This window comes from Pseudomonadales bacterium (assembly GCA_024234615.1).
Taxonomy (GTDB): Bacteria; Pseudomonadota; Gammaproteobacteria; order Pseudomonadales; family IMCC2047; genus JAJFKB01.
This window is the reverse complement of the sequence record JACKNY010000001.1, coordinates 150,278-165,995: the sequence shown is the minus strand read 5'-3', so window position 1 is coordinate 165,995 and position 15,718 is coordinate 150,278. Positions and strand designations below refer to the sequence as shown.

The 15,718-nt window shown below is 49.0% G+C and carries 17 protein-coding genes; 3 read left to right on the top strand and 14 right to left on the bottom strand.

Features of this window, described 5'->3' with window-relative positions; all coding sequences use genetic code 11:
* Position 1: 1 nt before the first annotated feature.
* From H6995_00760 to H6995_00730, 7 genes are all read right to left on the bottom strand, one after another.
* Positions 2–325, bottom strand: a complete 324-nt coding sequence (locus H6995_00760) for a monovalent cation/H(+) antiporter subunit G (protein ID MCP5213527.1) — start codon at positions 323–325, stop codon at positions 2–4.
* On the bottom strand, positions 326–571 hold the full coding sequence (locus H6995_00755; GenBank protein MCP5213526.1) for a pH regulation protein F: 246 nt from the start codon (positions 569–571) through the stop codon (positions 326–328).
* 38 nt (positions 572–609) lie between these two features.
* Positions 610–1,074, bottom strand: coding sequence for a Na+/H+ antiporter subunit E (locus tag H6995_00750; GenBank protein ID MCP5213525.1), 465 nt, complete (start codon positions 1,072–1,074; stop codon positions 610–612).
* 95 nt (positions 1,075–1,169) lie between these two features.
* The gene (locus H6995_00745; GenBank protein ID MCP5213524.1) at positions 1,170–1,604 is read right to left on the bottom strand and encodes a hypothetical protein; all 435 of its coding nucleotides are present in this window, start codon (positions 1,602–1,604) and stop codon (positions 1,170–1,172) included.
* Between the two features lie 268 nt (positions 1,605–1,872).
* Positions 1,873–2,196 carry a DUF4156 domain-containing protein gene (locus H6995_00740; GenBank protein MCP5213523.1) on the bottom strand — a complete coding sequence of 108 codons (324 nt, stop codon included), beginning with the start codon at positions 2,194–2,196 and terminating at the stop codon, positions 1,873–1,875.
* Between the two features lie 120 nt (positions 2,197–2,316).
* Entirely contained in the window at positions 2,317–4,680 is a 2,364-nt protein-coding gene (locus H6995_00735) for a xylulose 5-phosphate 3-epimerase (protein MCP5213522.1), read from the bottom strand.
* A gap of 45 nt (positions 4,681–4,725) precedes the next feature.
* Positions 4,726–5,640, bottom strand: coding sequence for an LOG family protein (locus H6995_00730; protein MCP5213521.1), 915 nt, complete (start codon positions 5,638–5,640; stop codon positions 4,726–4,728).
* Positions 5,641–5,769: 129 nt separating this feature from the next.
* On the opposite strand from H6995_00730, the gene H6995_00725 reads away from it, so the two are divergent.
* A complete protein-coding gene (locus H6995_00725; GenBank protein ID MCP5213520.1) occupies positions 5,770–6,618 on the top strand; it encodes a universal stress protein in 849 nt (282 codons plus the stop codon).
* 10 nt (positions 6,619–6,628) lie between these two features.
* Here the strand turns inward: H6995_00725 and H6995_00720 are convergent, their stop codons facing one another.
* The gene (locus H6995_00720) at positions 6,629–7,717 is read right to left on the bottom strand and encodes a hypothetical protein (protein MCP5213519.1); all 1,089 of its coding nucleotides are present in this window, start codon (positions 7,715–7,717) and stop codon (positions 6,629–6,631) included.
* 26 nt (positions 7,718–7,743) lie between these two features.
* A complete protein-coding gene (locus H6995_00715; protein MCP5213518.1) occupies positions 7,744–8,058 on the bottom strand; it encodes a metal-sulfur cluster assembly factor in 315 nt (104 codons plus the stop codon).
* A gap of 240 nt (positions 8,059–8,298) precedes the next feature.
* Between H6995_00715 and H6995_00710 the strand changes: the two genes are divergently transcribed.
* Together H6995_00710 and H6995_00705 are read left to right on the top strand one after the other, a co-directional pair.
* Complete coding sequence (locus H6995_00710) at positions 8,299–8,766, top strand: hypothetical protein (protein ID MCP5213517.1); 468 nt, start codon at positions 8,299–8,301, stop codon at positions 8,764–8,766.
* 50 nt (positions 8,767–8,816) lie between these two features.
* The gene (locus tag H6995_00705; GenBank protein MCP5213516.1) at positions 8,817–9,761 is read left to right on the top strand and encodes a TIGR01212 family radical SAM protein; all 945 of its coding nucleotides are present in this window, start codon (positions 8,817–8,819) and stop codon (positions 9,759–9,761) included.
* Position 9,762: 1 nt separating this feature from the next.
* Here the strand turns inward: H6995_00705 and gap are convergent, their stop codons facing one another.
* The 5 genes from gap to H6995_00680 all read right to left on the bottom strand — a co-directional run bounded on the left by gap (position 9,763) and on the right by H6995_00680 (position 15,691).
* Complete coding sequence (gap, locus tag H6995_00700; GenBank protein MCP5213515.1) at positions 9,763–10,779, bottom strand: type I glyceraldehyde-3-phosphate dehydrogenase; 1,017 nt, start codon at positions 10,777–10,779, stop codon at positions 9,763–9,765.
* A gap of 98 nt (positions 10,780–10,877) precedes the next feature.
* Positions 10,878–12,356, bottom strand: coding sequence for a carbohydrate kinase (locus tag H6995_00695; GenBank protein ID MCP5213514.1), 1,479 nt, complete (start codon positions 12,354–12,356; stop codon positions 10,878–10,880).
* Complete coding sequence (gene trpA / locus H6995_00690; protein ID MCP5213513.1) at positions 12,343–13,086, bottom strand: tryptophan synthase subunit alpha; 744 nt, start codon at positions 13,084–13,086, stop codon at positions 12,343–12,345. The genes H6995_00695 and trpA overlap by 14 nt, the downstream gene beginning before the upstream one ends.
* Positions 13,087–13,412: 326 nt before the next feature.
* The gene (locus tag H6995_00685) at positions 13,413–14,495 is read right to left on the bottom strand and encodes a hypothetical protein (GenBank protein MCP5213512.1); all 1,083 of its coding nucleotides are present in this window, start codon (positions 14,493–14,495) and stop codon (positions 13,413–13,415) included.
* 191 nt (positions 14,496–14,686) lie between these two features.
* Positions 14,687–15,691: an AraC family transcriptional regulator gene (locus H6995_00680; GenBank protein MCP5213511.1), complete on the bottom strand. Its 1,005-nt coding sequence runs from the start codon at positions 15,689–15,691 to the stop codon at positions 14,687–14,689.
* Positions 15,692–15,718 lie beyond the last annotated feature (27 nt).

Here is a 15,718-nt window from a genome sequence, read left to right as displayed (position 1 = left end):
ATTAGCTCCTTCGTAGTATCTGCGGTACTTCCGGTTTAAGCCCCGACAATAACGCGGCGTTGGCCAGTGCATACGACGCAGTTGGCCCCGTCAGGAGCAGAAACCCGAGGATAGCTGCCAGTTTAACGGTGGCGAGTGACAATCCGGCTTGTAGCATTATTCCTACAAGTATAAGGATCGTGCCCATGGTATCGGTGAGACTTGCAGCATGCATGCGGGTGTAGAAGCTGGGCAGACGCAACGCCCCAAGTCCACCAATAAATACGAAGGCTCCTCCAGCCACCAGCAAAGTCCAACTGAGCGCATCAACAACGGTTTCCATCATCTAGGCTTCATCCAACGGATCAGGTGTTTCATGAGTCGCACGATTTTGAAAAAATTCGAGTACAGCCAACACCCCAACAAAGTTGATTAAGGCGTAAGCCAGCGCCAAATCGAGAAAGTCTGGCCGACCGAACAGTAACGCAATCACCGACAACAGTAACGCCGTCTTCGTACCAAACATATTTACAGCCAACACGCGGTCATACACGGTCGGACCACGAAACGCTCGAATGAGCGCAAGACCCATGGTGACTAATATGGCGATTGAGACGATATAGTACACAGTTAGTCCTTCATCAGCTCGGTGACACGGCGGTTAAATTCGCCACCCAATAGCGCATCAGCGCCTTGTTTGGTCAAACAGTGTACCTGCACCCGGCCGTCGTGCACGTCCAAGGTGACAGTCCCAGGCGTCAACGTAATTGAGTTACCAAGTATCGCTTGCCCCACGGAATCAGAGGTTGAGGCATCAAACTCCACCAGAGTGGGACTGATCGGAAGTCGGCGATGGAGGATGATGCGGGCGACGTCCAGGCTCGACTTGACAACTTCAACACCCAACCACCCCCAATATCGGAGTAACCGAGGTATCAGGTGCAACGAAAACACATCGCGATCAAAAAAACCAATGCGTTGTGCTAGATGAACACTTAACGCGCATGACACCGCTCCAAGGCTGATTAGTAGCGGCGTATAGATTCCCGACCACAACAACCAAGCGGCAACCAAAACAACAAGCAATGCGATCATGCGACGCCAAGGCTTAGGCATGCTGCGCACCATCCTCAGTGAATACATTCATGACGGATTCCATGCTCCACCGCCAAGCTCTTCGCAACACATGGTCACCGGGCCGCTTTGTTACACGGATAGTGTTTACGCAAGGAGGCGTAAACGAATTCTCGTGCCGCAAGCTTAGGTGCAATGCGTTCACGCCCAGTCAAATCCGCTACCACTTTCTCGACCACTTCTAATAGGGGTAAAGGATCGCCTAGACAGAACTCGGCATAGCCCGCCGCTCGCTGAAGATCAGGACCCCGAACCCGCATGGCACGCTCACTGAAAGTTTCTTTGTGTGCTAATTCCGCCTCAAGGTTCATCATGACGCGAACATCGGTTGCAACCGCCCCATCAATAAAACCTTGTATATAGCGAGTGCAATACTGTCCATCCGCGCTCTCGCGGTCAACCGACAGAACTTTGCAGTGCAGCGCTAGTTCTTGAGCAGTCAAGACTTCCACAGCTCGAACTCCGTTGAAAGGAAACCATGCGGTGACGATAATTAAACTGAGCAAAATTTGATGACGTATCATACAATCCTTCCTCGACCATCAGGTCATGTCACAGCTTAAAATGCTATCATTTTCAAAAAATTAAATATATGAAAACTGGTGGACAGCGATTTTTGCCAACTGCTAGTTCTGAAAAAACCCAAGGCTATCAAAAAAGGCAGTTAATGCTGTTTCCGGTCTTTGCCATTACCATCGAACGCTACGTTAAGGCTTACGCAGCTTTGTTTTTCCAGTAAAGCGACTGCCCCATGGCGCGTTATTTTTCCTGAGCAACACCCACACAGCGATACACAGCGAAACTCTGCTTACCGTTAACGATCTTTGAGGTCGCCACTATGGTATCCCCACCCAGATCGGCTGCGCTATTGCGCGCCAGAGTCTCCAGTTCCTTTTTCACTTTTTGCGGTTTTCGCTTTATGCCGACAACCTTGTCTGCGAGTGTCGCGGTGGTTGAGCCGAGGCTCTTACAGCTGGCGACTTCCTTGGCCTCCAAAACGCGAACTTTTTCTCCCTCGGCGGTTGGCTTGACCCAGGTACAACCAGCCAATATCAACAGACTGAAGGCTAGGAAAAATACCATTTTTTGGCTCATTGTTGACCCTCTTAAAATAACTGTTTGAAAAGCCAAATTGTAAGCAACAACCTGGCGTCAGTGATACTCATTTTTAATCTCTAGCTGAAAGCTTTGCTAATCCGCGATTTACCTCAACACATTCACTTTGCCTTTACCGGCGATAGCACCCATTTCATCCATTGTCAGCACAGTATCCAATGCGGTCTTTGCCAGCACATCACAGCTTTCTTGGACGATATGCGCCCAGGTTTGCTGATTGGCAAACTGCATACCAAAAACATCCAGTGTGCCGCCGCGATTGCGATAGCCCATAAAGCGGGTGTCTTGCGGCCCGGTATCCAAGCGCCTGAGTACGCCAGCCATGACTTCGGCATGGGTATGGCAGACGATCACGCGATGCGGCACCCTTGGAATAATTGTCTCTATTGCTTCAGCAGTATGCGCATACACCGATTCAAGTTCATCTCTGGCACCGCGAAAGCGCCCCGGTTCTAACATCGCCACCACCGAGCAGCGAATACCTTTTTCACGTAATCGTACAGCGGCGCGTAGCACCGCTTGTAGCTGATAGGCTCCGATTGCAATCAATTGTATTTGTGCGTCGGTATCATGACTCAGCAACAGCGCCCCCTGTTCTGCCGCCAGCTTGGCTTGCGCTTTGCTACAGACAACTTCCACCTTACCCTTAGCAATTACCGCTGTTGCCACTCTTCCCCTCTCGGCGTATAGCTTGGCCAAAACTGCCACCGCTGTATTGGCGTCAAAGGGAAAAACTACCGGGGCGACATCGGCCATTTCCTGTATCCAAGCTTCGCTCAGCGTCGGGTCTTGGTGAGATTGCTCATTTTTACCGTTTTCCCAGGTATGGGAAGTCACGATAATCGGTACGCTGAGCCACTCGACGCGGCGACCCGTTTCTATAAAGTGGCGGGCAAAGATCGCTTCCTGGCGCATCGCTCCTAGCATTTTTACTGCAAAGGCCTCATAACTCACCGCCAAATTAATACCTTGCTTATTCGCCAGCGCAGCCGAAACCACTGCCTCCTCATTCAAGGCAGTGATAACACTACCGAATAACGATTCGGCAATCCCGGCTTCCGGCGCGGCAACCCGGTGTAGTAGCGCATCCAATGATTTATTCATGCGATTGCTGCGCATTTCGTCGGGATTACCCACTCTGAATCGATGGCCTGGATTTGCTTGCACCAGGGCACAGAACCAACGATCCAATTGTTCCATTGGCGAAACCACCTGACCGACCGCCGCTTCGGTGTCCTCTGGCAACTGCGGTGCAGGCACCTTAAACTCGCGTAGGCAATGCGCTTTTTCCGCTCGGCGTCCGCACTCGTGATGGTTATTTAACAGTGCCACGCCTGCTTGCAACTCCTCGAGCGGCACATATAGCTGCTGCGCCCCCTGATTGAACAGGGCACGAATATCTTCCTGACTGGAGGGATTGCCAATGAGAGGGAGGTTATGTGCGGCATTGGTTCCGGCACCGAAAAACCCATAACCCTTGGTTGTTTCGGCGATGGCGTAGGGCAGTTCCAACGGATAGTGCAGTAGCCCTTGCTGTAAACTTTCATGCTTTTGCTTGAGATTATCCGCCATGTTGATAATAGCCCAGGCGAACGCTGCCGGATCTCTCCCGTCAATGTCGACCGGGGCAAAACCGTTCAGTTTCAAGTGGTCTCTGAACCATTGCACGCCGCCGGTCTGCGCCATGGTGGAACGCTGGTCAATACGGCGACCATTGGCAATCATGATTGGCATCACTAGCCCGGTATCCTCGCCGCGCCACCAACGCGGTGCCCAGTCGCTACCGCGCTGCTCTTCAAATGCGCCGTCACTTAAAAAGGTCACCAGTTGCTGTCCGGGCAATGGCATGTGCATGTATTGCAGCTCAGCAAAACCAAGATACCCGCCTTCGCTGATACCGCCGGCCGTATATGGATTAACGTGACTGCCTAGGGGAGCTGCTGGACGGCCATCGGCAGCAATCTCGTAGCTGTAAAAATCCTGGCAGAGCCGACTTAAACCCTGATCCGACAGTGGATAACGCTCTGCTTGTTCCAGCTCAAGATTGCCTATCAAAATGTTGGCCGCATCAATTGCCGCAACGCAGTGACCTTGCCCCATCATCCAGGCACGCGTATTCCCACTAAGTGCATTGGCAAGCAAATAGCCCACATAGGCAGGTACCATGTTCAGGGCACCACCGGTATGGCCTTCCGGACTGGTTTTAAAATCTTCAGCCGCGAGTGCGCGGCCGTCCAAATAGACATTTTTTGCGTAAGTCATGTGCACGGTGAGCCACATCGCCATATTGCAGAGCGAATCCGCAGCCCGCAACAGTGCGACGGCACGTTCTGACGTGCAGACACCCTCGGCTTCCAGCTTTTGAATCAACCCTAACACGCGTTGCCGGGTCACCTCCTGATGTTGAACTACCCCGCGACCCTTTGCCCATAACTCAAACCTAGCCGACATTTCCAACTCCCCTTTTTACTCTGTTCAAATAAGTAAACGCCTACCCTAATGGTTCTCGGGCTGACTTTTACGCGCCACGTGCTTTTCCATCACTTGCCAGGCTTGTTCTGCCGTTTCGACATAGGTAATGAGCTGCAAATCCTCAGGGTCGATCATACCCTCCTCAACCAGCAGCTCCAGGTTCAGCACTTTTTGCCAATAATCACGACCAAATAATAATATGGGGAAAGGTGCAATTTTTTCAGTCTGCACTAAGGTCAGAGTTTCGAATAATTCATCGAGCGTACCAAAGCCCCCTGGGAAAACCGCTAAGGCCCTGGCGCGCATTAAAAAATGCATTTTCCTCATGGCAAAATAATGGAAGCGAAAACAAAGTTCCGGCGTGATATAGGGGTTGGGATGTTGCTCTTTGGGCAAAACAATATTCAAACCAACCGACTTTCCGCCCACATCACTGGCACCACGGTTGGCCGCCTCCATGATACCGGGGCCACCACCAGTGATCACATGCAGACTCGGCACTTCATTACTCATGGATTTTTCAGTAATTATGCGCGCCAACGCTCTCGCCTCTTGGTAATAGCCGGCTTGCTTGAGCTGCCTTTTTGCCCGTATTTCTTGCTGCTGTAATTCAATGTCGTTTTTATTGCTCGACAACTGGGCTGCTATGGCGGATAACTCGCGCTGCGCCGTTTCCAGGTCAAGGGTACGGGCACTGCCAAACATCACCACCGTATTCCTGATATTGTTTTCGTTCAGTACTAACTCCGGCTTACTGAGTTCCAACAGTAGCCTTACCGGACGATTCTCATCGCGTAAAATAAACTCCTCGTCATCGTAGGCCAACTTATAGGCGGAGGAGTCGGTATAAGGGCTGCGCACGCCCGCTTTTTTTGCGTGTTTAACGTCATCCGCAGCGCTCGGAAAAATTCTTCGGTCAAATTCATCAAACTTTGGCATAAGCTGCTCGCTCCATGAAGTTGGTATTGTTCTTAATCATGCCCAGTTTAACCCGATAACCTTGCTAGTTTACTATGACATCTCTAGAATTTGGACTTTTGCCGCCCTCAAGCAATATCAGGAATCGTCATGAAACGTATTTTAGTGGTCTGGGAAAATAGCCGCAGTAGCGATAAAGCATTGCGTAAAGCGAACCTCCTCGCCAAGCATGCCAATGCTACAGTGAAGGTCGTCAGTTTTATCGGTACGACGACTGATGCCTCAACTGATGAACAGAAAATTACTGCGCTCAGTGAACAGCTTGAAAATAGCATTGACCATGTATTCGAACCTGGCATTGAGGTTTCCTGCAAGCTAGTGGACTGCGATGATATAGCCGATTGGATTTGTCAAACCTGCAAAAAAAGTGGTTTTGATCTCGTTATAAAATCCAAACACAAATCAAAATCCGTGCTGTATTCTCCCACCGACTGGAAACTGATCCGTCAACTGACCTGCTCACTGTTACTGATAGACTCTTCACCAAAAAAGAAAAGTAATCATCGGGTGCTGATCACACTTGATGTCAAAAGCACCAGTACGCTTCAGCAACAAATTAATACCAAGGTGCTGAGTACCGCGAAACAATGGGCGAATTATGATTACAGCCATTTGCACGCCACCTATATCATTCCAATTGCGAAAGCACTCGAAGAGCTCGTCATCGTCGAGGCGGGAGATGTTATTCACAAAAAAGGCGCTGCCGCCTATAAGAAAGTCCAAAATCTTCTACAAGAACATGCTATTAACGATGCTGAGATACATATTAGCGCTGGCAATCCGGCTATAGAAATCGCTAGCGTCGCCAGCAAAACCAAAGCAGACTTGGTGATCATGGGAAGTGTCGGCCGCAAAGGAATAAAAGGACTGCTTTTGGGTAATACGGCGGAGAAAATCATCAATAATCTGCATACAGATTTACTGGTGATAAAGCCTTAACAGGCAGCATTTAACTCCGGCGAGACCGAGCTCCCCGGTAGATGGCATAAATCATTGCAGCAATAAATACGACTAATGCCACGGCATTAAGCAACCCACCTAATGCGTAGAGCTTGGTCTGTAAACTCAACCCGCCAGTTACCCGCACCAAGAGCGTGCCATGCAGGAACACGAGCGGAATATAAAACAGAGGGGAATAAGGGATTTTCAATCGCGTTACGGCAGGAAAAATAATCAGCGCATGTCCCAGCACCATAGAAAACACAAAACCCAAAAACAGTGCGTGCAGAGGTGTATCGCGCACAACCACCATTACGCTAAGGTTGTTTAGCAGCAATAGCAGCGCGGCAACAAACAACCATCCGTAGCCCGCCAACATACAGAATGCGGTAAACCTTGGCAGACCACTCTGACGCACCGTGCGCCGGGCAATATCATAGCTAATTAACCAAAGCGCAATAGCTAAAATACCAACTGCAACAATTAGCTCTCCCAGCGAAAACCGCCAAATACCGATCAGCGCTCCTAGCCAAGGAAGTAAAGAGAGCACGGCTAACCCTTGCCGTTTTCTATCACTACGAATCGCCAAGCGACTCAGCTCAAGGCGCTCGCCAGCTATGGTCAGAACTAGATAGACCATCCACCATAACACTGATATCTGCATATGCACACCTAACAGCAACAGCAGGTTACCAACCACCAAACCGATAGCGCCACTCAGTAGAATCCAATTGTGAATCGCTGGCTGGATTTTCAATACCGCTACCGAGGCCGCCACAAAGATGACACTACCTAGCAGAATCAGACCAAAGCCGAGCTGTGGATCAAACCCCAACATTAAGCTGATGCCACCCAACCCGCTCAACAGGGGCGCGCTGTATGCCCAGCCTTTAGCAATGGCGACCGCGCGCTCCAAACCAATCACTGTGCCAAAAAAGGCGGCGACCATGAGCACCCCATGATGGGGTATCTGTGACAATCCAACCGGAGGCACTGACCAGCCCAGCCGGGCGATGCCGGCTAATGTGCCGACGACCAGCGATGCCATACCCAATACCAGTAATGGTACGCGTAAAAGATTGTGGAAATTCTGTTTCATCTCTCTTTCCTAACAGAAAACTGAATTCACCACCCCAGTATTTTCTTCGCTTCTGCTGACATCATGTCCGGTCGCCAGAAGGGTTCCCACACCAGCTCAATTGCTACCTCGGCACCCTGCGCAATTTTTTCTACCGCCTGCTGCGCCTCTTCAACGATCTGGTCACCCATAGGGCAACCTGCGGAGGTCAAGGTCAACGTAACGGATATTTTGGATCCCTCGCAAATCACGTTGTAGATCAGGCCAAGATCGACAATATTAACGCCTACTTCTGGATCGAAAACCTCCGATAGTGCATCGTAAACTGCCTTTATTTTAGGATTCTCTGTGCCGCTGTTCATAAAATACTCTCTGAATATCTATAAACCTGTTTAGGGAGGTTCTGATTAATTCTTTAGTTGTATCACGCCCACAGTTATATCATGGCCATGAACAGCATTGAACCCGGTTTAACTCAACCCGCTTGATCTAAATCATCTTGCTTCGTTTTGCCTGCCAATCAAGCCTGAGAACACATAGATCAAGATCCTTGAATGGGTAATAATGATTTTAAAGTAACTATCCAAAGGATTACTAAGTTAATGAGCTTCCTTAGAAAGCTGTTTGTTTTTTTCACTATTATTTTCGTACTTTTTGTTGGCGCAAACATTTACGTGGCCAACAAATCACAGACTTTTAAAACGCTACACCAACCTTTTGTTAACACCTTTATGCAGGATTTATCCCAAACTTGGCGCTTGCAAGATATCCAATCCCGCGTGGATGATGCCTTCTTAGAAAAAGCTTCAACCGATGAGGGCAAAGCCTATCTGGATCAATTCAGTACTCTGGGACTTTTCCAAGAGATGCAAGAAGTTGAAATGGGCAAATATTATTCCGGCTCCAAAGGCACCATGGGTGAATTTATTTTTAAGGCAAAGTTTGAACGCGAACTGGTACTGGCAAGGGTAACGATCAATGTGCTGGATGGCGACGTCCAAGTACTGGGTATCACCATCAACAGTATGGACGAAAAAGGTCACCCGATCGATTTTAAGCCCATCAATTGACGCCACGAATTAAAAACATGCTTCTCATTTTGCCTTGGACTGGCTGAGTTATGACAGCTTGGCAAGAGCGCCGCTACTATCCTATCAGCCAGTATTTTAAAAGCCGCTTTGGCGAGAAAGTCGGCAAGATTTCCGTGAGCGTCGCGGAAACCTGCCCTAACCGACAAAGCCCGAAAATGGCAGCCTGTATTTTCTGCGACGAATACGGTTCAGCAGCCTATCCCTTCGAGCGCGAAAACGACTTGGCGGAGCAAATCAGTAGTAATCGCAAACACGTTCAGCGACGTTTACGAGCGAACAAATTTCTGGTTTATTTTCAAGCCTACACCAACACGCTAGGCCGCATTTCAGCACTGGAGGAGCGATTCAAAATAGCTCTCGCAGAGCCCGATATCGTTGGGCTAGTGGTGGGTACGCGGCCTGATTGCTTGCCGGAGCGAATCTTTCCGTTATTCCGCGACACAGCAAAAAATAGCTATCTGATGGTTGAGCTCGGCGTACAGAGCTTTTTCGATGATCAGTTGGCCTTTTTACGTCGCGGTCATCATGCGGAATCATCACTCAAGGCAATTCAACGCTTGCATGAACAGACCACAGCGGATATCGGCATACATCTTATATTCGGCCTACCCAATGAAAGCGATGAGCGTTTGATTGCCACCGCGCGACAGATTAACCAACTGCCGATTGATAATGTCAAACTGCATAATCTGCATGTGTTAAAAAACACCCCGTTAGCAACGCTTTATCAGAACGGGGAATTTGCCACAATCGAACTCGATGAATATGCCCGCCGGGTGATTATTTTCTTGCGCCATCTCTCACCCCAGGTTGCCGTACAGCGGCTCGCCGCTGTCGCTAACCGCTGGGATGAATTGATTGCCCCGCAATGGACACGCGAGAAGATGCAACCGCTGATTTTTATTGAAGAGCAAATGGCACAAGCGGGATACTTTCAGGGCGATCTTTATGATGGGCAGGCTACTCAGGCTTAATTTAACTACCACTAGCCGCCATCAATGCCAGCGTATTATCCAACATCCGATTGGAGAACCCCCACTCATTGTCATACCAGGCCATCACCTTCACCATACGCCCTTTAACACGGGTATGGGCAGCATCAAAATTGGCGGATGCGGGATGGTGATTGAAATCCACAGATACCAATGGCTCATCACAGTAGGCGAGAATGCCTTGCAAAGGGCCTTGCATTGAAGCCTCCTTTATTAAGCGATTTACTTCATTCAGGCTGGTGTCACGAGCGGCGAGAAAATGAAAATCGACTAACGACACATTCGCGACAGGAACACGCACCGCCATGCCATCCAGTTTGCCCGCCAGCTCCGGTAACACCAACCCCACCGCCTGGGCCGCACCGGTTTTCGTCGGGATCATGGATTGCATTACCGCACGGGCACGATAAATATCGGCATGATAAACATCCTGTAACTTTTGATCATTGGTATAGGCATGTACTGTGGTCATTGAACCCTGTTCAATACCAATGGCGTCATTCAAAACCTTTGCCACCGGAGCCAAGCAATTCGTGGTACAGGACGCGTTCGAGATGATCTGACTGCTCGCTGTTAATACCTGGTGGTTTACACCGTACACCACAGTAGCATCCACATCATTCGCTGGAGCGGAAATAATCACTTTTCTCGCGCCAGCTTCAAGATGTCCAATGGCTGTTGCGCGTTGAGTAAAAAAGCCCGTACACTCGTAAACCACATCGATATTTAATCTACGCCACGGCAGATTTTTTGGTTCGCGTTCGCTCAGAATCTCAATCCTGTCACCATTCACAATCAATCCATCCTTGTCGTCGCTTAGCTCGCCAACAAAGCGACCATGCACAGAATCGTAACGCGTTAGGTGCGCGTTGAGTTGGGTATCACCCAAGTCATTCACCGCGACGATTTGAATCTGATCACGCTTACCGGACTCATACAATGCGCGCAATATGTTACGACCAATACGCCCATAGCCGTTGATTGCAACTCGAATAGGCATGCCGCCTCCTTGACCCTGTTATTGATTAGCTTTTGAAATGGCTCGCATGGTATCCAAGCCGGGGGAAAACCACCGCTGCTGATAGCTGCAAAAATAGCTCAAGACATAATTTTATACAGACTATCGAAGACTGGTTTTAACTGTTGGTAACTTTCACGATAGGAGCGATAAAGAGCGTCATTCCTATCCCGAGTGGTTGACTGCGGATGAAAGCTGCGATTAATCACCACACCCTTGGTGACGGCTTCTTGCAAACTGCTATAAATACCCACCCCCGTGGCCGCCAGCAACGCAGCACCAAAGGTTCCGGTATCAACGTTTTCGACCCGATCGAGGGTACGGTTCATGATATCGGCCTTAATCTGACACCATAGATCGCTACGCGACGCACCCCCGCTAATCACCAGCGTGTCACAACTAAAACCCGCCGCCTGCTCAAGATGCTCCATCAAATGCCGTGCCGAAAAGCCAACCCCCTGCATGACCGCACGCACCATAGAGTGCGAGTCATGATTCTTCGTCAAGCCGATAAACGCGCCCCTCGCCTTCGGATCCCAGATCGGCGCCCGCTCACCCATCAGGTAGGGCAAAAATAGTAACGGATCTTTGATTGGCTCTCTCGCCGCAACCTCAAGTAGCAGTTGATTAACATCCTTATCCAAACCACGGGCAAACCAGTCTAAGGCATCACCGCCCGCCTGGGTTGGCCCTGCGTGCAAATAGAGCCCCTGATAGGCCGGAAAAGTAACCACTCCCGACGCCGGGTGCGCTTGCTCAGATACCAAACCAAGAATTTCAGAAGTACCTGCCAGTTGAAAGCCTTGGCCATGTGAAAACGCACCAGAGCCGAACAGACTGGCCCAGCAATCCATGGTTCCCACCACCACCGGGCACCCTATTTTGATCCCACACCAGCCCTCTTTTAAGTGGCCAGCGATTTGATGAATCGACTTGATAGGCGGTAACCGTTGCTCTAGCCCAGCCACTAAGGCTAATGCCTGCTTCAGGTAACCGCCAGACTCAGCGACCAGCCCGACGGAACTTAAGGCATCGGTTACCCGCTCACCGGTCAACTGCAAAATACAATAATCCTTGGGCGAGAGAATCCAGCGGGTTTGCTGCCATACCTCCGGGTTATAATATTGCACCCACTGCGCCCGACTGATTAATGAAGAGCTGTCCAATAACCCAATTTTTTCATCCTGCTCGCGCTTAACGCATTGCTCAATGCAATGATTCAATTCTTCAGTCACTTCAGCACACCGTTGATCGTCCCAAACAATAGCGTCCATCAATGCCTGACCATGTTCGTCCACAAAAATATGGGTATTAACCTGGCTACAAATACCAATACCTACAATAGATTCAAGATCGAATTGCTGCGCTATCTGTGCAATGACATCGGTCATGCAATCCATCCAATCCTGCGGATTTTGCTCAACCCAGCCAGGCTGGGAGGAGCGTTTCCCATAGGCAATTCCCGTGCTAAACAGGCATTGGCCTCCAGCGGTATAAATCGCTCCTTTGACAGCGGTTGTTCCGACATCAAACGCCAATAACATCTTATCTTGAACCATTGAGCGCGCTCCTTATTGCCGCCAGGAAATCACGCAGTTGGGCTTCGCCCTCCAGCATTTTCGCCAAGCAGGCTGATCCGATAATCACACCATCGGCACCACATTCAATAGCCTGTCTCGCCTGTTCAGCATTGGAGATACCAACCCCCAACAAAATTGGCGCGACAACGCCATTGGCTCGTAATCTTTCAATTTTCATCTTATTACTCATATCGAATTCATTACGTAATCCGGTTTTCCCACTCGCCGCCTGCAACATCACATAACCAGAACAAAGGCGCGCTAAAGCAATCATTTCTTCAGGTAAATCATGGGGCACGAAAACAATAGGCCGGATGGCGGCAGCCTCAAGCTCACTTTCCTGTTTCGCGGCACCGACCTGAAGCAGGCCATCGAACTCAGCTTTCCCATTAATTAATAGCTGCTCCAAACACAGGTTTTGATAACCCATCATGACCACGGCTTTGTCCTGATGTTGTTGCCGTATTCGACTTGCACACTTGGCAATATCGCGTTGCTTAACCGCCGTGGCGAGCGCACGACTCATTGAGTTTTGCACCAGTTCGCCGTCAAAAAATGGCTCGCTACAGGGGATACCAATTTCAAACACATCAACACCCTGTTGGGCATAAATTTCCACCTGACTTGGCAGCGCCAGCGGATCTCCCACTGGCAAATAGCAGGTTAAAATAGGGCGAGTTATTGTCCTTAAACTATCCAATCGATTCATACAGCAATTTGCCCTTCAAATTTTTCAGTGGTAAGAGGTTAACTCATTTGTGGGTGCGTTCATTGCACGCCAAATATTCGTTCTAAAAAGATTACCTCAGAGCAAGTAACTTTAGGGCGAAGGGAACCAAATTAGAGCGCAGACTGGATATTTGATGCACGATTCGGATCGTCAACGTTGTGCTAACGGTTAAGGAATAATGCAGAAGTCTATTAAGAGACCCTCTAAAAAAAGGCCAAGCACTTTAATGCTTGGCCATAAGCAAGCAGAGTCGCCTGCGGAGGGAAACCATAACCGTTATCTCTATCTCATTTCCTGAACAGGGCTCACAGCGGGTAACGCTGAATCGGCCAAAATTTAAAGAAGTGGCAATAGATAAGAATCAATGGAAAGGTCATCGACAACATCGCATTCGCTAACCAAAGCTCCGCACTGTAAGTTGGTGCGCCACTGACAATATGAGCTAACACGCCATACATAATCCACTCGTAGCCTCGGCACATGAGCGCGCCAAGCATCATGCTTAGGGCAATCAACAGTAACCCTCGCCAAGGCTGGCGAATGGATAAAAACACTTGATTGCCCGTGGTATCCATCATGAGAAAAAGTCCAAACAGGAAGGATACCGGTGCCTTCACCATAAAAGTGACAGGGTCGATCTTGAAAAACTGCGTTGCCAGCCAAAAAGTCAGGAGCGAAAGTAGCAGCACTGTGCTCCCCAATAGCAACCCATGATATGGCTGTTTGGCACATAGATTTTGCTTGGATCTGAGGTTCGTGAAGGGCCTAAAATCTACCAACTGGAAGGCAAAGATAACACTCAAGGTTGTAATCAAATAAACTATCGCCGTCCAGGGCTCAAACAATCCCAGCGGCGCAATAGCGCGCCAGCTTTCGGGAATACCGGACAACAATGAAAAGTCAAAAAAGATTTGGTAAAGCAGATACGCCAGTACATAGGAAGAACACAGCATAGCCCAGCCTTTCATCGAGTTACTCAACCCATGAAACGGCCAGCCTTCGAACACCAGCAGTTGCCACATGACCGCAACCACCGACAATATAATGAACATCATTAAAAAGGGTGTGGGTGGTGCAATATTTAGCCCTACCCACTGCATGCTAAGGGCGGCAACAATTAACCCCAAAGCTATCGCCAACAGGGTAAAACTCAGGCCCCGCCAAGGCTGGCTATGAATACGCGCAAGTTTGTTCGGATAGTTAAACTGCCAAACAGCATTAATAATCACCAACGAAGGAATACAACTGATAGCGAGAAAGCCAAACCAGTTTTGATAAAAACCATCCTCCATCAGGAATATCAAAGATAACGCCAACAACAGTAAAAACAGTGAATGCACGAAAAAACGAGTCAGCAGGCTGACACCCCCTAGCCATAATTTACCCATCAAAAATTCCTCGTCCGCGAATTGGGATTTAAGCAATCATGGCATTGACTTACAGCGACATACAATCAGCAGTCCCCGCCGGGATCGATAAAACACAGGATTAGGATAGCGGAAGTACTAACTGGATAAGCCGAGATTAACAAGGACTCATCAAGAATCCCTCAATACTTAAGGAACCTCTGAATAATTCCTTAAGAAAAACGCAGTGTATCCGAGGGTTTTTCGTTATAGCGTTGTATGTACTCGGCGGAAAATCGGCCCATATGGGTGAAGCCATTTTGGTAGGCGATTTCAGAAACTTTGCCTTTGTTGCCTGCCTGCTGCAAGCCGGCACGAACATTTTCGAAACGTACATTCTTTAGGTAATTCAACGGAGTAATACCAAGGAACTGCTTAAAGGCTGAGTAGAGTGCTCGTTCACTGCAGCCAGAAGCTTCCACAATATCTTCCAGCGTAACGCATTCAGCAAAATTATCTTCAATGAATTTCTGAGCCCGACTGACAATTTTAGGAACAATAGGTCTTTCCGCTATTGCCAGTTGCTGACGATAATTATGATCCAGGTTATTTAAGATTAGTGCTGAAAATACTCTTTCAAGCTCTATTGCTACCTGTTTTCGTGCAATCAAATCAGGGCAGCTATCAGCCTGTTTTAACAACATCAGGATAAAGTCTTTGATTAACTCACCTTTGGCACTGGTGAAATCAATTAACGGCTCAAACTCCAAAGGCTCGGTAAGGATAATTTTAGCCTCCTGACTCAGATAACCCTCAAGAGATTTACGATCAATCTTAACCATCACCTGCTCGCAATCGGCAGACCAACGCGAACGCACCGCCTCATGCGGAGAGATCAGGGTCCCCAGGCCCGGCTGGGTTTTATAGCGGGACTGACCATACTCAAGACTAACCGAGCCAGACAGCGGGAATTCCAGCATGTAAAACGCCTGGAAGGTACCCGGCACTATCTCTATATCAGCGCCATAGGAGAGAAAATTAAGCGACATCCCCCGCAAGCGAAAACTGTTGTAATGGGCCTTTAGGCGATTATCGAAGCGCGCCAGCTCTAAGTCATGCGGGCAATATGAATGGGTAACAACCTTCCTCACCTCTTCAACCCGAGAGGAGCTAAAACAATTATAGCGTTCTAATGGAATAGGCTTGCTATACATACGCGTATGTTGTGCTGTCACCATAATTAGATCGTATTATAACAACATTAA